Annotated in this window: 17 protein-coding genes and 1 tRNA gene; 4 read left to right on the forward strand and 14 right to left on the reverse strand. The window is 62.9% G+C overall.

The genetic code is table 11. The annotated features are described in order from the left end of the window. Positions 1–129 precede the first annotated feature (129 nt). From LRQ04_RS06260 to LRQ04_RS06270, 3 genes are all read right to left on the reverse strand, one after another. Positions 130–1,212 (reverse strand): ABC transporter ATP-binding protein, encoded by a 1,083-nt coding sequence (locus LRQ04_RS06260; protein WP_142936539.1) that lies wholly within the window; start codon positions 1,210–1,212, stop codon positions 130–132. Between the two features lie 199 nt (positions 1,213–1,411). Then, a complete protein-coding gene (gene otsB / locus LRQ04_RS06265) occupies positions 1,412–2,215 on the reverse strand; it encodes a trehalose-phosphatase (RefSeq protein WP_235518783.1) in 804 nt (267 codons plus the stop codon). After that, positions 2,205–3,707, reverse strand: a complete 1,503-nt coding sequence (locus tag LRQ04_RS06270) for a trehalose-6-phosphate synthase (protein ID WP_305082600.1) — start codon at positions 3,705–3,707, stop codon at positions 2,205–2,207. The genes otsB and LRQ04_RS06270 overlap by 11 nt, the downstream gene beginning before the upstream one ends. Positions 3,708–3,883: 176 nt before the next feature. Here LRQ04_RS06270 and LRQ04_RS06275 point away from each other — a divergent pair, with 176 nt between their 5' ends. Both LRQ04_RS06275 and LRQ04_RS06280 read left to right on the forward strand, forming a co-directional pair. Next, complete coding sequence (locus tag LRQ04_RS06275) at positions 3,884–4,762, forward strand: thioredoxin domain-containing protein (RefSeq protein ID WP_235518784.1); 879 nt, start codon at positions 3,884–3,886, stop codon at positions 4,760–4,762. A 175-nt stretch (positions 4,763–4,937) separates the two neighbouring features. Further along, positions 4,938–5,014: transfer RNA gene (locus LRQ04_RS06280), tRNA-Thr, on the forward strand. Between the two features lie 84 nt (positions 5,015–5,098). On the opposite strand, the gene LRQ04_RS06285 is transcribed toward LRQ04_RS06280, so the two are convergent. From LRQ04_RS06285 to LRQ04_RS06295, 3 genes are all read right to left on the reverse strand, one after another. Further along, positions 5,099–6,373, reverse strand: a complete 1,275-nt coding sequence (locus LRQ04_RS06285; protein WP_235518786.1) for a Fic family protein — start codon at positions 6,371–6,373, stop codon at positions 5,099–5,101. 264 nt (positions 6,374–6,637) lie between these two features. Further along, a complete protein-coding gene (locus LRQ04_RS06290; protein WP_235518788.1) occupies positions 6,638–7,414 on the reverse strand; it encodes an alpha/beta fold hydrolase in 777 nt (258 codons plus the stop codon). After that, positions 7,411–7,923 carry a DUF2306 domain-containing protein gene (locus LRQ04_RS06295; protein ID WP_235518790.1) on the reverse strand — a complete coding sequence of 171 codons (513 nt, stop codon included), beginning with the start codon at positions 7,921–7,923 and terminating at the stop codon, positions 7,411–7,413. Before LRQ04_RS06295 ends, LRQ04_RS06290 begins: the two co-directional genes overlap by 4 nt. 88 nt (positions 7,924–8,011) lie before the next feature. Here LRQ04_RS06295 and arr point away from each other — a divergent pair, with 88 nt between their 5' ends. Next, on the forward strand, positions 8,012–8,422 hold the full coding sequence (gene arr / locus LRQ04_RS06300) for an NAD(+)--rifampin ADP-ribosyltransferase (RefSeq protein WP_235518791.1): 411 nt from the start codon (positions 8,012–8,014) through the stop codon (positions 8,420–8,422). A gap of 9 nt (positions 8,423–8,431) precedes the next feature. Here the strand turns inward: arr and LRQ04_RS06305 are convergent, their stop codons facing one another. The 8 genes from LRQ04_RS06305 to LRQ04_RS06340 form a co-directional block, all read right to left on the reverse strand. Next, positions 8,432–8,839 carry an Hpt domain-containing protein gene (locus LRQ04_RS06305; RefSeq protein ID WP_235518794.1) on the reverse strand — a complete coding sequence of 136 codons (408 nt, stop codon included), beginning with the start codon at positions 8,837–8,839 and terminating at the stop codon, positions 8,432–8,434. Between the two features lie 86 nt (positions 8,840–8,925). Continuing rightward, complete coding sequence (locus LRQ04_RS06310; protein ID WP_235518796.1) at positions 8,926–9,531, reverse strand: TasA family protein; 606 nt, start codon at positions 9,529–9,531, stop codon at positions 8,926–8,928. A gap of 218 nt (positions 9,532–9,749) precedes the next feature. Next, positions 9,750–10,643, reverse strand: coding sequence for a glucose 1-dehydrogenase (locus LRQ04_RS06315; RefSeq protein ID WP_235518798.1), 894 nt, complete (start codon positions 10,641–10,643; stop codon positions 9,750–9,752). A 115-nt stretch (positions 10,644–10,758) separates the two neighbouring features. After that, complete coding sequence (locus tag LRQ04_RS06320; RefSeq protein ID WP_235518800.1) at positions 10,759–11,838, reverse strand: LacI family DNA-binding transcriptional regulator; 1,080 nt, start codon at positions 11,836–11,838, stop codon at positions 10,759–10,761. 38 nt (positions 11,839–11,876) lie between these two features. After that, complete coding sequence (locus LRQ04_RS06325) at positions 11,877–12,779, reverse strand: carbohydrate ABC transporter permease (protein WP_235518801.1); 903 nt, start codon at positions 12,777–12,779, stop codon at positions 11,877–11,879. Further along, positions 12,776–13,657, reverse strand: a complete 882-nt coding sequence (locus LRQ04_RS06330; protein ID WP_235518803.1) for a carbohydrate ABC transporter permease — start codon at positions 13,655–13,657, stop codon at positions 12,776–12,778. Before LRQ04_RS06330 ends, LRQ04_RS06325 begins: the two co-directional genes overlap by 4 nt. Positions 13,658–13,705: 48 nt before the next feature. Further along, complete coding sequence (locus LRQ04_RS06335) at positions 13,706–15,043, reverse strand: ABC transporter substrate-binding protein (protein WP_235518805.1); 1,338 nt, start codon at positions 15,041–15,043, stop codon at positions 13,706–13,708. Between the two features lie 45 nt (positions 15,044–15,088). After that, complete coding sequence (locus tag LRQ04_RS06340) at positions 15,089–16,525, reverse strand: glycoside hydrolase family 32 protein (protein WP_235518806.1); 1,437 nt, start codon at positions 16,523–16,525, stop codon at positions 15,089–15,091. A gap of 312 nt (positions 16,526–16,837) precedes the next feature. On the opposite strand from LRQ04_RS06340, the gene LRQ04_RS06345 reads away from it, so the two are divergent. Further along, the gene (locus LRQ04_RS06345; RefSeq protein ID WP_235518808.1) at positions 16,838–18,397 is read left to right on the forward strand and encodes a glycoside hydrolase family 32 protein; all 1,560 of its coding nucleotides are present in this window, start codon (positions 16,838–16,840) and stop codon (positions 18,395–18,397) included. Positions 18,398–18,496: the final 99 nt, after the last annotated feature.

Consider the following 18,496-nt stretch of genomic DNA (forward strand, 5'->3'; position numbering starts at 1 on the left):
GCGGCCCGACCGTGAGGGGTCGGGCCGCTATCACAATGCGGAACGTACAGACGCGTCAGCGTCGGGTTAGGGCCCACGCCGGCAGGGTTCCCTGGCCGAGCGAAGCGAGGCTAGGGTGCCGGTGGGGACTTAGTCGCCCAGGCGGAGGCCGGTCTTGGTGTCGAACAGGTGGACGTGGCCGGACTGCGGACGAACAAAGATGGATTCGCCCTTCATCGGGGGGCGACGGCCATCGACGCGGGCGACGATGTCGTGGCTCTTGCCATCAAGGATGGTGTGGCCGTAGACGTAAGCGTCGGCGCCGAGTTCTTCAACGACGTCAACCTCGACCTGGAGGCCTTCGCCGTTGCCGACCGTCTCCAGGTCTTCCGGACGCGAGCCAACGGTAACCGTCTGGCCGTGTGCTTCCTGGAGGACGTCGCGCGGCACGGGGTAGACCGTTCCACCGAACTGAACGCCGCCGTCGACTACCGGCAGTTCCAGCAGGTTCATGGCCGGGGAGCCAATGAAGCCTGCAACGAAGACGTTCTGCGGGCGGTCGTACAGGTTGCGCGGGGTGTCAACCTGCTGCAGCAGGCCGTCCTTCAGCACAGCCACGCGGTCACCCATGGTCATGGCCTCGACCTGGTCGTGCGTCACGTAAACCGTGGTGACGCCCAGGCGGCGGGTCAGGGACGCGATCTGCGTACGGGTCTGGACGCGGAGCTTGGCGTCAAGGTTGGAAAGCGGCTCATCCATGAGGAAGACCTGGGGGTTACGGACGATTGCGCGACCCATGGCAACACGCTGGCGCTGACCGCCGGAGAGTGCCTTCGGCTTGCGGTCCAGGTACTGCTCGAGGTCAAGGAGCTTGGCGGCTTCGCGGACACGCTCTGCGCGCTCTTCCTTGGAAACGCCGGCGATCTTCAGGGCGAAGCCCATGTTGTCCGCAACGGTCATGTGCGGGTAGAGGGCGTAGTTCTGGAAGACCATCGCGATGTCGCGGTCCTTCGGCGGAACGTCCGTGACGTCGCGGTCGCCGATGAGGATGCGGCCTGCGTTGACGTCCTCAAGGCCTGCGAGCATGCGCAGCGAGGTCGACTTACCGCAACCGGAGGGTCCAACGAGGACCAGGAATTCGCCATCGGCGATGTCGATGTTGAGCTTATCGACGGCGGGCTTATCTGTGCCCGGGTACAGACGCGTAGCGTTATCAAAAGTAACTGTAGCCACAGTTATCAATCCCTTCACCGGCAGGTACGTGCCGGACGATCCGTTGTGAATGGTTCATTTTCTTCAGTTGAACTCCCCGGCCAATGGCCGGGGAGGATCGTGTGACGCCGCACGGTACTGTGCGTCACATCACATCCAAGAGTATGTCAGACTTTTGGATGAAAGACCTAAATGTTACAAAGGTCACATGTGCCGTTGATCACCGGTCGCGCGCGGCAACCACACGCCGACGCTCCCGCAGCAGGGCCTCCAACAGCTCTGCCATGTGGACTGGAGCCTCCACGCGGTACTGCGCCTGGGTGAAGTCCAGGCCGACCTTGATGCCCACGTCATCACCCATCAGGCGGCCCAGGGCATCCTCATCCGTTACGTCATCCCCGGCGAAAAGTATGGCCGTCGCGCCGGTTGCCTGCCGGAGGAACTCCACCGCCTCACCCTTTGACGCGTGGACCACCGAAGTTTCCAGCACCCGCTTGCCCGTCTTCAGGTAGACGCCTGCATACTCGCGGAGCACGCGCGTAGCGGCTTCCACAGCGTCCTCGGCAACGTCGTCCTCCGCCATCCTCGTATGGAGGACGACACCGGCAGGCTTGTCTTCGAGGACCGTCCCGGGAGCCGTCTCCACGATTTCCTCGAGCACATCACGAACTGCCGCCAGCGCTGTGCGCTGTTCGTCATCCAGTTCCAAACCCTGGGAGCCTTCGCCCAACCAGACCTCGGCCCCGTGGCTCCCAACCAGCAGCGTGGCGACCGGAGGTGAGGCGACCAGCCGCAAGCTGTCCAGTGCCCGGCCCGAGATGAGTGCCGTCGTCGTGCGGGGAAGTTCGGCGAGTTCCGCCAAAGCAGCGGCGGACCGAGGGAGTGGCCGGGCGTCCTCTGCCCGGTCCACGATCGGGGAGAGCGTGCCGTCGAAGTCGAGGGCCACCAGGAGCTGCTCGGTGTTGGCGATGCGGCGGATGGCGTCTAGCAGTTCGGGCTTCAAGGACAGTTTTTCAGCTGTCATCGCGGACCACCTTTTCCTCAAGTGCGGCCAGGAACTCGGCCGACCAGTGGTCGACGTCGTGGTCCAGGATCTGCTTCCGCATCAGTTTCATGCGGCGGCGGGCCTCTTTGGGCTCGAGGTTGACCGCGCGGAGGATGGCTGATTTGAGGCCATCGATGTCGTGCGGATTGATGAGGAACGCCTGCTTGAGCTGGTCCGCGGCGCCGGCGAATTCGCTCAGCACCAACGCCCCGTTGTCATCGGCGCGGGCGGTCACATACTCCTTGGCCACCAGGTTCATGCCATCGCGCAGCGCGGTCACCAACATGACGTCGGCGGCCAGGTACAGCGCCACCATCTCCTCCACCGGGTAGCTGTGGTGCAGGTAGCGGACGGCTGTGTTCTGGATGGTGTCGTAGGTGCCGTTGATGTGACCGACGGTGCCTTCGATTTCCTCGCGAAGCAGCCTGTACTGTTCCACGCGCTCGCGGCTGGGGCTGGCCACCTGGATGAGCGTGGCGTCCTCGACTTTGATCTGCCCGTCAGCGAGGAGTTCCTCGAAAGCCTTGAGCCGGTGCCCGATTCCCTTGGTGTAGTCGAGCCGGTCGACGCCCAGGAGGATGGTCTTGGGGTTGCCGAGGTCCCGGCGGATCTGCTTGGCACGCTCAATAATGTCCGGATTGCTTGCCAGCTGCCGGATCTGGTCCACGTCGATGGAGATCGGGAAGGCCTGGGCCCGGGCGATGTGGGTGACTTCGCCGTCGGGGCCCTTCACGTGGACCTGCTGCTGCTTGACGCTGGCGCCCAGGAACCGGCGTGCGGAGCGCATGAAGTTGCCGGCATCGCTGGGACGCTGGAAGCCCAGAAGGTCCGCCCCCAGCAGGCCGTCGATGATCTCGCGGCGCCAGGGCAGTTGCGCGAAAATTTCCGGCGGAGGGAACGGGATGTGGTTGAAGAAGCCGATCTTCAGGTCCGGCCGCGCCTGACGCAGCAGGCGGGGCACCAGCTGGAGCTGGTAGTCCTGGACCCACACAGTGGCGCCGTCCGCGGCGTGGCGGATGACGGCGTCGGCGAACTTCTTGTTGACCGTCCGGTAGGAGTCCCACCACGTACGGTGGAACTCCGGCGGGGCGATGACGTCATGGTAGAGCGGCCAGATGGTCGCGTTGGAGAAGCCCTCGTAATACAGTTCGACTTCGTGGCTGCTGAGCTGGACCGGGACCAGGTCCATGCCTTCGTGGCTGAAGGGCCGCACTGTTTCGTCGGGGGCCCCATGCCAACCCACCCACGCGCCGTCGGACTTTGTCATCATGGGCGCCAATGCCGTGACCAGGCCGCCGGGCGAACGGCGCCAGCCGTCACCGCCGTCGTCGTTGCCGTCGCTGCTGCAACGGTCCACAGGCAACCTGTTGGAGACCACCATGAAATCGAACGTGCTGGCCGTAGGCTTCTTGGTTGGAGAAGCCTTGGGGGCTTGTTCGGTACTGAGTTTTTCGCTTGCCGGTTCCTGCATTAACGCTCCCTGGGGTTGCTGTGACTCAACTCCCAGCCTACTAGTGGAATCTTCACGGGCAGTTGATCGTTCAACAACCGGGCGGGAGGGTGTGCGGTAGAGCTCCAAGTTCGCTCCCGTAAACTGTCCCCGTTGCCCTAGATATTCACTACGACGTCGAGTAACCCGAGGAACTGATGAGCCCCGCAAACGAATCCCGCCTGTCCAAGGCTGAGCGCACCGCCCAGGCACGGGAAAAAGCGCGCGCAATCCGCGAAGAGCAGTTGAAGAAAGAGAAGCGCAACAAGCTTCTGGTCGGCTGGGGCATCGTGGTTGCCATCGTTGTCATCATCGCGGTGGTGGCGTTCGTGGTTGTTGGCAACGTCCAGAACAACGCGCCGATTGCCGACAACGGCCCCACGCCCGCCAACGGCAACGTCCATGGCGGCGTCACCCTGCTGGCCAACAGCGAGGTTGTGAAGTCCGAACCCGCCACCGTCAACGTCGCCGACGTTCCTGCTCCGCTGGCCAGCAAGCCCGCAACCGTAACTGTTCCCGGTGGCGAGGCTGAAGCCGGAAAGCCGGTCAAGGTAGTTGCCTACATCGACTTCATCTGCCCCGTCTGCAAGCGCTTCGAGACCACGTACGGTGACTCGCTGACCAAGCTCCGCAACGATGGAAAAATCTCCCTCGAATACCGCGCTCTTGGCTTCCTGGACCAGCAGTCCACCACCAACTACTCCTCGCGGGCGGCCAACGCTGCGGCCTGCGTGGTGAACTCTTCCCCGGAAAAGTACGCGGACTTCTTCAACCTCCTCTTTGAGCGCCAGCCGGCTGAAGGCAGCGCAGGCATCTCTGACAAGGACCTGAAGGCCATGGCCACCGAGGTAGGTGCGGCAAACATCGACTCCTGCGTCGACAGCAAGCAGTACCGCCCCTGGGTGAAGGTTGCCACGCAGGAAGCCGCAGCGATCGGCGTCACGGGTACGCCTACCGTTTTTGTCGACGGCAAGCAGTGGGACGGCTCCACGGACCTGAACGCTGAAATCCAGACCGCCATCACGGCAAAGGGCTAAGCCTTCCTTGAATTACGACGGCGGCCGGTCACCCTTACGGGGTGGCCGGCCGCCGTTTGTTCTTGGTCCCGTGGTACCGCACTGCTTCCGAATTTCGTTGCGGGGGAGGGTGTGGGCTAACCTTGTCTAGCGTTGTTTCGGCGGCGCTGATGTGTTGTTACGCCTGTGTTGTTACGCCTCCTTAGCTCAGTTGGCCAGAGCACCGCTCTTGTAAAGCGGGGGTCGTCGGTTCGAATCCGACAGGGGGCTCCACGAACCCCTCCATTCCGGCGATTGCTGGGATGGAGGGGTTTTCTGCTGCTGCATCGATTTGAATCTGTAGAACCCGTCCGATCTTTATCGATGCCTGTTTCTGCGTCCTGCACGATCGGCGAAGGCGTCCAGGGCTGCGATGATGTCCGGAGCCACCCAAACCCGGGTGCCGCGGATTTTTCCGGCGGATGCCAAGACGCCCGCGTGTTCCAGCCGTTCCACTGCCCGGTAGGCGGTGGCCATGGAGGCCCCAGTGTGTTCGGCGACCATTTCAGCCGTCAGTGCCGGCTCCCGTGGTACCAGGTCCAGGACTTTACGGACGGATGCGGGTACACCCGCCAGGCGTTCCCTGTAGCTTGCTTCTACCGCCTCAATGTCTGTCGTCAGTTGCCGGCCGTTGTCGACGGCGCGGACAGCGGACTCGGCAAAGCGCTCCACGATCGGCTGGATGTCCCCTTCGCGGTAGGCGCCCAGTGCGTGGAAGTACAGGCGGGTATCGGTCAGCAATCCCGAGGACACGGGAACGGTGACGTTCTCGGTGACGCCTTTGGCTCGCAGTAGGGCGCTGACGATGGCCCGCCCGGTGCGGCCGTTGCCGTCGGCGAATGGGTGGATGGTTTCGAACTGGGCATGCGCGATCGCCGCTTGGGTCAGGGCCGGGATGTCGTCTCGCTGCATAAAGGCCACCAGGTCCTCGACTGCCGGCATTACCCGATCCGGGTGGGGCGGGACGAACTCGGCCGTGTGTGGGGAGTTGCCGCGGATCCAGTTCTGGGCGTCACGGTACTCACCGGCGATGTTTTCGTCGGAGGCGTTCAGCAGGGCGTGGTGCATGACCGCGATGTTCTGCACTGACAGGTCCTCGGACAGGTCGATCGCAGCCTGCAGGGCCCTGACATTGGAGGCGATCAGTGAGGCGTTTGTGCTGGAGGTGTCACCAAGCTGGGCCAGGGCGATCTTGCGGGCGCCAGCGGTCAGGTTCTCAATCTGGGAGCTGGAGGCGGACTCGCTGCGCAGTAGCAGCGCCGCGAACGGTGTGGTATCCCGGCCCAGCTCAGCGTCGAAGCGGACCATCTCCACTGTCGCCGCTTCTGCCAACGCCTGGGTTCGGGAATCAATGGCCGGATCCAGGCTAGCGATCTCGGGAGCGACTGCGGCCTCATAGGGGCCGCGGGCCAGCAGCCGCTGCCGTCGGGAGGCACCGCGGTCGGGGTCGGTTTCCCACGGATGCTCCTCGTAGCCTATGGCCGGCCAGCCGCCGGTGCCGTCGAACAGGGAGACGCTTGGCTCGGCGTGCGGGTTTGCGGCAAACTGTCCGCCGGCAGGGATGCCGTGCGGGTGTCTAGCCTGGGAGTCCATGGTTTCCTTTGAGAAGACTGAACCCTGATTTTCTCATAGTAGGAGCTAAATGAGAATATCGGCGTCCCTGGTTCTCATGTTGACGGCGCTCATTCGAACTCGATGACCGCTGCGGACCAACGCTTCTGCCTGAACCGGATGATGGGAGGGAACCAACATCCATGGTCCGCCTGAGGGAAACGTCCAAAGTGCCCACGAGCCAACTCGGTGAGGATCCTAAACTCCAGCCGGTCGGATAAGCCGCGCAGCCAGGGAGGCTTGCGTTCACGTTGGGCGGGCAATGAACTGCCGGATCCAATCGACTGTTTCGGGGTGGTCCAAATGCAGCCCATGACCAGCGCCGGGCACCCGCACCAGCACTGACCGGGGAATATGCCGGCGGAGGAGCAGGGCATTGGGCAATGGGGTGAGCCGGTCAACAGTCCCATGAAGTATCAGAGTAGGCGACTTGATGTTGCTCAGTTCACTCCAGGCGTCGTGGTCCCGGCTCGCCCTGAAATGACGGGCTTTGGCCCATGCCGAGGCCGGGGAATTGAAGAAAGCATGCGTCGCCTCAGGATTGCGCCGGACCCAGTCGGCGTCAAAGAAGAGCGGTTCGAGCCGGGACATGTCGCCGCCCACCAGGGCTTCGAGGGCAGCTTTTTCGGGTTGGGTTGCCGGATCCGGCGATTTGCCGCCACTGGTGGCGGCGAGGATCAAGGTGCGGACCGTCTCCGGATGATCAATGGCCAACCATTGCCCCACGCGCCCACCCATTGAGTGCCCGTACACATGTGCGTTGTCCGCTCCGGCGGCGGAGAGGACAGCTGCTGCGTCTTCGGCGAGGAGCCGCGTGGTGTACCGGTCGGCATCGCCCCGCCCACTCCGTCCAATCCCGCGGTGATCGAAGCGGATGACGCGGTAAAAGCGGGACAAGAGTTCCGCCGTCGGGCCCCAACCATCCATGGCCGTTGCCTGTCCGGCGATGAGCAGCAGTGGCTCGCCTTCGCCCTCGGACGTCCAGGCGAGTCCGGTGCCGTCGGGCGCTTCGGCGAAGTTCACCGTGCCACTTTATCCCTGCTCCCGGATGCTGGGCTGGGCCCCGGTCCTGGGCGCACTTGCAGCAGGCCGGCAACGGTGAGTCCTGCGGTGAGTGCGAGGGCTCCAGCCCACAGGGTGAGGGCCGCGAGGTCGTGAACAGCCATCTGGGGGAGCCGCCGATCCGGGACGGCCACCACGCCGATAAAGGCTCCGACAAGGCCAAAGTAACTCCCGGTCATGAAGCGTTGGTGGGCTCGGATGTTGCCTTTGCGTACGGACCATAAGCCGATGGTCAGCGTGCAGAACGTCAAAACCGAGAGAGCGTGGAGCCAGTTAAACCCGCCGTCAATGGTCCGGATCCCGAAGGAGGTAAGCACCACGACGTACATTGCCACAGCCCAGATACGGCCCAGGATCTTGTGCGCCACACTGCCTTTGTTGCGGCGGAGCAGGTTCACGGCGCCGAAGATCAGCGCGTAGCCTGCGGCGATGGCGTGCAATGCAATGAGGAATGTCCACGGCGAAGGCATACGGCCAGCCTAATGGTCAGTGCGGACCGATCCGCCTCAGCCCGGTTGAACGCTACGGAGCTTCGTGTCGCGGGGTTAGGGTGGTCCCGTGACTCAACCAAGCGACGACGGCCCCTTCTTCCATGGCACCAAGGCGGACCTCCGGGAGGGAGACCTCCTGAGGGCGGGCTTCAGGTCCAACTACCGTCCGGAGGTGGTCATGAACCACATCTACTTCACTGCTCTGAAGGACGGTGCGGGACTTGCCGCTGAGCTCGCAGCCGGGGACGGTGAGCCGAGGGTCTACGCTGTGGAGCCGACCGGACCCTTCGAGGATGATCCGAACGTGACGGACAAGAAGTTCCCGGGCAATCCCACCCGTTCGTACCGGAGCGCCGCGCCACTTCGCGTGATCGGCGAAGTTACCGACTGGACCAGGCTGGCCCCGGAGGCACTGCGTGCTTGGAAGGAACGCCTGGGCGCCATCCTTGCGGACGAGCGCGGCGAGATCATTAACTGAGGAACGCGCTCAGGCCCGGAAGAATCCGCCGTGCCGTGTCATGGAGGCGTGCGCCGCGCTGATGAGGTCCGATCGGGCTGCCATGCAGCGGTCCGCGGTCTGGCGCAAGGCTGGAAGTGCTTCGGCTGCGTAGTCGAAGTGGTCTTCCCTGATCATGGATTCGATGGCCCGGCACTGGTGCTCGGTTTCAATTGCCCCGACCATCGCTGAGCTGATCTTCAGGCTCAGGACAGCGTTGGTGCTCTCTTCCTCGTCTCCCTGTTCCACTGCCTGCGCGATCCGTTCAACGCGGCCGGCCAGCATGGACAGGTACTTGGTGAGGAACCGCAACGCCGGCGCAGGGTCGCCGAGGTCATCGGCGAGGCTGCGGAGCCGGTCCAGGTCCAGGCCTTCACGGTTGCTTCGCGGTGCGCTCATTCCTGGACTTCCTTTCGGGTGTGGACCGGGGGCCGGCCTGAAGGGCAAACGGGCCGGCCCCCGGGGCTTAGTGGTGCTGTGGTTGGTTACTTGGTGGTTTGCGTGCGCTGGGTGCCGGTGAAGGAGAACCCGACGGTGGAGGTGGCGCCCTGGAAGGTGTTGTCCGCGGTGGTGGGCAAAGCGGTGGTGACTTTGAGGTTGTCGGTCTTGGTGCTGGTCAGGGAGGTCAGGTTGTTCAGGACGCTGTTCGCGGCGATGACCGGGCCTGAGGCCAGGACGGTGGTTTTGGTGCCGGCGCAGGTATAGGGGGCGGCGGTGCCGGTCCAGGCCACGGAGCAGTTCTCGATGGTCAGCTGCAGGCCGTTGGTGGTGTCGGTGGTGAGCAGGGATCCGGTGGCACCGGCGGAGGTGGTGAGGGTGACGTTGTTCAGGTCGGAGTTGCCGGTGTTGGCCAGGGTGACGAGCTTTTCGACTTTGTCCCCGGGCAGCAGGCCCGCGACGGGGACGTTGAGGGTGTTGCTGGCGCCGGTGCCCAGGGCGATGGTGACCGTTCCTGCGGTGACGGCCTGGGAGGCGGAGGTCGAGGAGGTGAACGCGCCGTAGGTTCCCATTCCGGCGACGGCGGCTGCGGTGCCGACCAGTGCGACGGAAGCGAGGATCTTGCCGGAGGTGGTCTTGAGGCTGATGGCCATGGGAATCAGTGTCCTTTCGGTAGGCCACCGTGAGACCGGCCGGCCGTTCTTCGTTCCAGCCTCTCTGGCTGACAAGAACTACTGTGCCGGGCCACCCTCAAGAACCAATCCTGCAAACCCGCAACAGTCCCTCAGGAAAACCTCAAGACTCGCACCACACGCAACGGTGCCTCCCCACAAGGGGGAGGCACCGGCGTCGTTATTCAGTTAGAGCAGCCTTAAGGGGTGGGGTTGCCGCCGTTGACGTTCAGCGTTTCGCCTACCACGTAGCTGGATTCAGGCGAGGCGAGGAAGACGTACGCCGGGGCGAGTTCAGCGGGTTGGCCGGCGCGGCCCAGGGGAGTCGACTGGCCGAATTCGGGCAGTTCCTCCTTCGGCTGTCCGCTGCTGACCTGCAGCGGCGTCCAGATCGGTCCCGGAGCCACCGCGTTTACCCGGATTCCCTTGGGCGCAAGCTGCTGGGCCAGGCCCTTGGTGAAGTTGTTGATGCTGGCCTTGGTGGTGGCGTAATCCACCAGCGTCGGCGAGGGGTTGTACGCCTGGATGGAGGTGGTGTTGATGATGGTTGAGCCTGGCTCCAAGTGCGGGAGTGCGGCCTTTGTCAGCCAGAACATCGCGTACACGTTGGTCTTCAGCGTGTGGTCGAACTGCTCGTCCGTGATGTCGGCGAGGTCCTTCTGGGCCACCTGCTTGCCGGCGTTGTTGACCAGGATGTCCACCCCGCCCAACACTGCGACGGCGGTGTCCACGAGCTCTTGGCAGGTGCTTGAGTCCTTGAGGTCGCCGGGAACCTTGACGGCCTTGCGGCCTGCGGCTTCGATGAGGTTGGCGATCCGGGCCGCGTCTTCTTCCTCTTCGGGCAGGTAGGAAAGGACGACGTCGGCTCCCTCGCGTGCGAAGGCGATGGCGGTAGCGGCTCCGATGCCGGAGTCGGCTCCGGTGATGATCGCTTTGCGTCCTTCCAGCCGCCCCGTGCCCCGGTAGCTTTCTTCGCCAAGGTCCGCCTTCGGCGTCAATTCTGCGTCGAGGCCGGGCTCAGGCTGGTGCTGCTTGGGCGGGGAAATGTGCTCGTAGGCGGTGACCGGGTTTCGGAAGGTGTACTGGTCAGTCATGGTGGTCCTCCTGGTCCTTCATCGTGGAACTCGGACGGAAAAGCTAAGTAGGCTTACGATTTCTACCTTAGGCACGAGGAGGTGTGCGTGCCAAGTCGCAGGCGGATACCCGTGTCTACGCCGCCGAGTGAAGGGCGACGGAAGAACGCTCAACAGCCGGGCACTCGATTTTCAAAGCAGCTCCGTCCGGGGCGGCCTCGATGCCCAACAGCATGCGGACACCGGCGGCCCCGAGCTCGTAGTGCGGCAACGATACCGTGGAGAGCGGCGGCCGAAGGTGTGCTGCGATGACTTCCTGGTTGTCGAACCCCACCACGGCGATGTCGTCCGGGATGGACAGGCCGTTCTCCCGCAGGCCGTCGTACAGGCCCATGGCCATCCGGTCGTTGTAGCAATAGACGGCGGACACATCGAGTTGCAAGAGCTCCCCTGTAGCGCCGTAGCCGCCCTCCTGGTCCGGGTAGGCCTCCAGAACCAGTGAAGGGTCGAACGGTATGCCGGCAGCATCAAGCGCTGCACGGTAGCCGGCGAGCCGTCCGTCCTTGGCCGGGGCAGGGGTGGTGGTGTTGATGAAGGCGATCCGGCGGTGGCCCCCGCGGAGGAGGATCTCCGTTGCCGACTGCCCGCCCTGGGCCTCATCCGGAACCACAGCCCGGGCAGACGGTGAATCCGGCGAAAAGCAGTTGACCAGCACGAAATCGGATTCCCGCAACGTCGACGGGACCTTTGTGGCCCGGTGGAACCAGGTGGAATACAGGATGCCGCGGACCTTGTATTCCAGCATCATGGCGATGGCGTCTTTTTCCAGGTCCACGTTTCCCTCGGTGTTCGCGATCAGGAGCGCGTACCCGTGTTTCCAGGCTTCGTCCTGTGCGCCGTGGATGATCTGGCCGGCGAAGGGGGTGGTGGCAACTCCGTCGGCCACCAGGCCGATGAACTTCGAGGTTCCACTGACCAGGTTCTTGGCCATCGCATTGGGACGGTATCCGAGCTGCCGAATGGCGTCGTTGACGCGCTGGCGCGTTTCGTCTGCGATGCGCGCGTTCTTTTTCTTGTTGATCACCAGGGAAACGGTGGCCGTGGAAACGCCGGCTGCTTCTGCCACTTCGCGGAGGGTCACTGGATGTACGTGGTCCCTTGTGACAGGAACGTCGGGGGTGGCCGCGTTGCCTGGATTTTTCTCCTGCGAAATCATCTGTCCTCCACCAGGAGTATATCCGCCCGTGGATGCCGTCATCCCTTGGTCGCCCCGCTTTCAAGGCCCTGGATCATGGCCTTGTTCAGCACCAGGAAAACCAGCAGCAACGGCGTGATGGTCACGCACACTGCTGCGAAGGTAGCCGTCCAGTCAACCTTGCCCATGGCACCGATGTAGTTTTGCAGGCCCAACGGGATTGTCTTCAGTTCCTCCGAAAGGACAAACGTGTTGGCGAAAATGAAGTCATTCCAGATAAAGATGCTGTTGACCAGGACCACTGTAACCACGGTGTTCAATGACAACGGCAACGTGATGAGACCAAAAATCCGATAGGGTCCGGCACCGTCCAAGGAAGCAGCTTCATAGGTTTCGCGGGGAATGTATTCGAAGAAGGATGAGAACAGATAAATCGACATCGGCAGCGCAAAACCGGCCAGCGGGATAATCATCGACTGGTATGTGTCCAGCAGGTTCACGGTTGAGTAATCGATGAAGAGCGGGACAAGTGCGATTTGGACGGGAACAATAATCCCGACCAGGAAAAGGCCTCGAACAAACCTGCTTAAACGGAAGCCCAGAACCTGGATGGCGTAGGCAGCCATCATTCCGAACAAGACAATGAGCAGGTTGGCGCCCATGGTCACGATGAAGCTGTTCAGGATATTCCGTCCCAGGTCGCCTGTTTCGAAGGCGCGGGCGTAGTTCTCCCAAGTGAGGGAACCGGGAAGTGCGAACGGGTCTCCCGTGGCGAAGTCCTGTTCGGTACGAAGGCTGGTGAGGAACAGCCATGCAAGCGGATAGACCTGGACGATCACAATGAGCATGATCAGGACCCGCGAGAGGGTCCGGTAGAGGCTGGGCTTCCGGCGACGCGGCTTGTAAACGGGTGCCGGCGGCGGGGCGGTGCGGGTGGTGGCCGGGGCTGTCTGGACGATCATGAGTCTGCCTTCCGCTTGAGCATGAACAGGATGAGGCCGACGGCGACGAGGCACTCGATCACGATGAACACGGAGATGGTGCTTGCGTACCCGAAATCGGTACTGGTGAATGCTGTCTTGTACATGTAGGTGGTCAGCAGCTCCGACGATTGTCCCGGGCCTCCGTTGGTCATCAGGTAGGGGATGTCGAACCCGCGCAGGCCATAGGTGGTGGCCATGATCGTGGTGGTGATCCAGACCGGGCGGATGTACGGGAACCGGATCTTGGTGAAAAGCGTCCACTTGGAGGCGCCGTCAAGGACCGCGGCTTCTTCGAGCTCCTTGGGTACGGCGATGAGGGCCGCATAAATGATGAGCATGTAGAGACCCGTGAAGCGCCAGCCTTCGGGCGCCGACACTGCTGCCAGGACGGTGTTCACATCAGAGAGCCATGCCCGCTCCAGGGACCCCAAGCCCACCCAGTGCAGCAATTGGTTCAGCAGGCCTACCGGGTCGATCGAGTAGATGCGCACGAAGAGGAACGCAATGGCTACGGTCGAGATGACGGCGGGCAGCAGGTAGAGGGTTTTGATGAGTTCCCGGCCTCGACGCAGGGAGGTCAGCAGGCTGGCAACCACCAGCGCGCCGCCGAGTTGCAGGACCAGGCAGATGGCCAGATAGAGCAGGGCATTGAAGAAGGAATGCCAGAAAATGTCATCAGCTGTGAGCATCCTGACGTAGTTCGCCAGCCCGACGAACTCCATGTCGCTGATGCCGTTCCACGAGAAGAAGCTCAGGAACAACGACTGGAGGATCGGAAAGAGCACCGCTGCGCAATAGAGCAGGAGTGGGGGGATCAGGAATACCAGGACTGATGTCCTTGACCTGTTGGGAAGCATGGTGGGCCTTTCGGTGCGGGGGGCTTTTGCAGCCCCCCGCATGTGTGTCTACTTGAAGAACTTGGGTGCGTTCTGCTTGATGGCGTCGTCCATCGTTTGCGTGAACTGTTCAGGGGTGATGTTTCCCTGCACAAGGAGGACGAGTTCCTGCTGCAACCTGCCATTGGTGGTTGGGTCCAGTTGGGTGTCCCACGGCATTGCCTGCTTGCTCCCGAGGCCGTTCGCAGCGTCGAGGGCCTTCTTGTACAGCGGCGTGGCGTTCGCGGGCACCGCAGTTTGGACTGTGGTGGTGGGGGACAGGGCGCCGGTTGCGGCGTATTCAGCCGGATACTTCCCCAGGGCGAACTTCAGGAAGTCGCTGACCAGCGGATCGTAGGTCTTGGAGTTCACGGCCATGCCAATACCCGACGGCGAGACGTACTCATTCGCTGCCGTCACCGCTCCTTCAGTGGTGGGCAGGGTGAAGAAGTCGATGTCGTTCCGCACGGCAGGGTTCAGTTTGTCGGTGGCAAGGCTGGGGAGTTCCCAGGTTCCGATGTTGTACATGGCAGCCTGGCCGGAGGTGAACTGGTTCTGGGCGTCCGAATAGCCTTGGGCCGAGAATCCATCCTGGAAGCAGTTGGCCTTGCCGAGCTCGGCCAGCCAACCCACTGTCTTTTTCCCGGCCGGGTCGGCGAATGAGGCCTCGCCCTTTTTCAGCTTCTGCACGAACTCCGGCCCGGCTTCACGGAAAGGCTGGTAGGCGACGTAGCGTTCCAACGGCCACTGGTCCTGTCCGTCCAGGGCAATGGGGGTGATGCCGGCCTTCCTCAACGCCGTGCACATGGCAGGAATGTCATCGAGGGACTTCGGAACGGAAACGCCGGCCTTTTGCAGCAGTGACTTGTTGTACCACATGAATTCGAGCTCGAACTGGAACGGAATCATGTACAGGGAGCCGTCGTCGAACCGCTGGTAGTCCAGGGCACCGGGGCGGTAGTCGTCGTAGACGCCCAAGGACTTGAGCAGTTTGTCGGCGTCAACCATCTTGCCCTGCTTGGCGAGCTGCTGGGCGAAGGGGGTCGCGTCCGTGTCGAACAGTTCAGGGAGCTTGTTCGCGGCGGCCAACGTTTCGAGCTTTTGGATATAGGAGGGCCGGTCCGGGGTGGTGATGAGGTTCAGCGCGAAGCCGGGGTGGTCCTTGGCGTAGTCATCGGCGAGCTTCTTCATGATGTTGATGACGGCGCCGTCGGCGGGACGGGACAGCAACCAGGAAATTTCGCGGGGCTTGATCTCACCGGTGGGACTCACATTGCTTGGGTTGCCCGCGGTGCCGCCGCCACCACACGCCGTCAGCGCCAGCGCGCAGGCAGCCGCAACAGCCGCGGCTCGGAAAAGCTTCTTCATGGGGACAGTCTCCCTTGATTGGTCGGAATGATGGGTTGGGGATATTCAGTTGTCGGTGCGTTGGCGTATTTCAAGTTCGGCAACGGTGACCGCGCCTTCGCCGGCGAAAACGCCGATCCGTCCGGTGGGGCAGTCATAGATCCTTGCGCTCAGCGCAACTTGGCGGTCGACGACGGCGACGCACGTGTCGCCGTCGACCATCACCTCGAGCGTGTGCTTGCCTGGGGCGAGGTGGCAGGGTCGTTCCAAGGCGATGTCGAAGGGCACATCACCCGACACATGCCACTGGGCATCGCCGGTCAGTTCCCGGGGCCATCGATCGAAGACCAGCCGGCCCCGTTTGGGTTCGAGGCGCAGCACGTAGGACTGGTCGCCGTCGTGGTTTGACCGGAGCAGCAGCCCGCATTCGGTGGTGTTGGGCGCTATGTCGAAGACGGCCTTCGCGTAAAACTGGTTGGGCAGTTCCTCGTTCGAGACGATCGCGGAGTAGCTGTCGGGCACGTCCAGGGAGGCCGGTATGGGAACGGGCAGAGTTACGGGCACGTCCTCCCAGAAGCTGTCCACGAGTTCGTCGGCAAAACCGAAGCCGAGTGTTCCGTCCGCGTTCTGGCGGGCCTCCAGGACGGACATGGTGCCTGCCCACTGCCACGGACCGTCGTCGGCGTTGCCTTCCTTGCTGGCAATCCAGCCGAAGAAGAAACGCCGATCGTCGCGGGCGGCGCTCTTCGAAGCGTAGAAGGCGCGGCCGTCGATGCTGTCCAGCTCGGGTACCGACCATGGACCGGTGGGACTTTTGGCCATGCGGTACCTGGTGGTGAACGATTCGGAGAACTCGGAGTACACCATGTACCACCAGTCGCCCCACTGGAAAACGTCCGGGCACTCGTGGGTGATGTAGCGTCGCGGGTCCCAGAACGGATCCGCATAATCCCAGGTCATCAAATCCCGGGAGACGCACTGGGCGATGACACCCCGGCGGCGTTCGGGGCCCTTGGAGTGCCGGGCTGCGATGAGCATGCGCCAGAGTCCGCTTTCCTGATCGTAAAAGACGAAGGGGTCGCGCCAGTCGCCGGTCTCGTACCCCTCCGGTGCGCCGAAGGTGAGCTCCGGGTGCTTGGTCCAGCTCCGCATCCCGTCAGTACTGGTGGCGTGCATGACCAGTTGGAGGGGAGCGCCGTCAGGGCCCAGGTTTCGCGGATTTTGGCCGGTATAGAACAGGTGGTGGGTGCCGTCACCGTCGACTGTCACGCTGCCTGTGTAGGCATTGAAGTCCGGTTCATCCTCGGTTCCGTGCGGCAGGGCGACACCGTGGTTTTCGAACTGGGTGAGGTCTTTGGTGGTGACCAGGTTCCATGCCGTTCCGGGCTTGGGGTGGGAGCGTTCTTCATGAAGGTAGAAGAGCCAGAACTCCCCGTCCTTCTCGAAGGGAATGAGGTCCCCAACCCATCCGTCGGCGGGCTGGAAGAAGACTGAGCGTTTCATCTGCGCTGATGTCCATTCTGCTAAAGCGTTTGATCACCATGAAGGTAGCGCAGGTCACATCGATTGATCAAGCGTTTTAGCAAAATATTCTTCCGATGCTAAAACGATTGACCGTTGCCTCGGGAAGCCACTATGGTCCTAGCTACCGATGACAAACCGCGCTTCCTCGACGCCGAGCGGGCTGACCTGGTCACCGTCATCGAAACATGTTCTCCAGCCCTATGACTGCGTAGCTTATGCGCGCCCGGCCACACCCTGGCCGGACCCTTTGTCACGCCCTCATGCCACTGAATGCTTGAGAGGAACCACTTCATGACGCTCGAATTTTCACGCCGAACAGTCCTGCAAGGGACGGGAGCGGGCGCTTTGGCGCTGCTCATGGGAGGCGTCGCCGCCGGAACAGCCCAAGCGGCGCCCTCCCTCAGGGCGGTTTACCACATGACACCGCCGTCTGGTTGGCTGTGTGATCCCCAACGGCCGGTCCACACCAACGGTGCCTACCAGCTTTATTACCTGCACTCAAGCATCATCAACGGCCAGGGCGGATGGGACCACGCGACCACCAATGACGGCGTCTCGTTCACCCACCACGGTGTGGTGATGCCGCTCCAGCCCGATTTTCCTGTGTGGTCAGGATCGGCGGTGGTGGATAGAGCGAACACGGCGGGCTTTAGCGCGGGGGCGGTGATCGCCCTCGCGACCAAGCCCACGGACGGGATCCGCAAGTACCAGGAGCAATACCTCTATTGGTCCACGGATGGCGGCTTTACCTTCACAGCGCTGCCGGACCCGGTGATCGTGAATACCGACGGTCGCGCCGCCACGACGCCCGTGGAGATCGAAAATGCCGAGTGGTTCCGTGACCCGAAGATCCACTGGGACACCGCACGGAACGAATGGGTGTGTGTCATCGGGCGGGCACGCTACGCAGCCTTCTACACCTCACCCAATCTGCGCGACTGGCAGTGGACCTCCAACTTCGACTACCCGAACCACGCGCTCGGCGGGATCGAATGCCCCGATCTGTACGAGATGACCGCCGACGACGGCACGCGGCATTGGATCTTCGGGGCGAGTATGGATGCGTACAGCATTGGCCTGCCGATGACCTACGCCTACTGGACTGGTTCCTGGAACGGCACGGAGTTCACAGCCGATAACCTGACGCCCCAGTGGCTCGATTGGGGGTGGGATTGGTACGCCGCGGTGACGTGGCCGGCCGTGGAAGCGCCCGAAACAAAGCGGCTCGCCGTCGCCTGGATGAACAACTGGAAGTACGCTGCCCGCGACGTCCCCACCGATACAACGGATGGCTACAACGGGCAGAACTCGGTAGTCCGGGAGCTTCGGCTGGAGCGCCAGTCCGGTGGCTGGTACAGCCTGTTGAGCGCCCCCATCGCCGCTCTCGAGTCCTACGCGACAGCCACCGTTCAACTTCCTGATCGCACGGTGAACGGAAGCGCAGTGCTTCCGTGGTCGGGCCGCGCGTACGAGTTGGAGCTCGACATTTCCTGGGATGCCGCAGCGAATGTTGGGGTGTCCGTGGGGCGTTCCGCCGACGGTTCCAGGCACACCAATATTGGCAAATACGGTGGGGACCTCTACGTGGACCGTGCGCCGTCAGACCAGGGCGGATACGCGTTGACGCCTTACACGCGTGCTGCCGCGCCCATCGACGCCGGCGCGCGGTCAGTGCACCTGCGGATTTTTGTCGACACCCAAAGCGTGGAGGTCTTCGTCAATTCCGGGCACACAGTGGTGTCGCAGCAGGTGCATTTCGCTGAAGGTGACACCGGCATTTCACTGTACGCCGACGGTGGCCCAGCCACCTTCACCGGAATAACCATCCGCGAGTTCGGGAATCCCATCTAGCGGAGCGGCGGGGCGAGGGTTACGTCGTTATCCACAGACGCAAGGACGTGGACGACGGCGGCCCCCGCCTCGCGCTAGGCTGGTTACCTCGGCTGATGC

The organism is Paenarthrobacter sp. AR 02 (genome assembly GCF_021538675.1).
Lineage (GTDB): Bacteria > Actinomycetota > Actinomycetes > Actinomycetales > Micrococcaceae > Arthrobacter.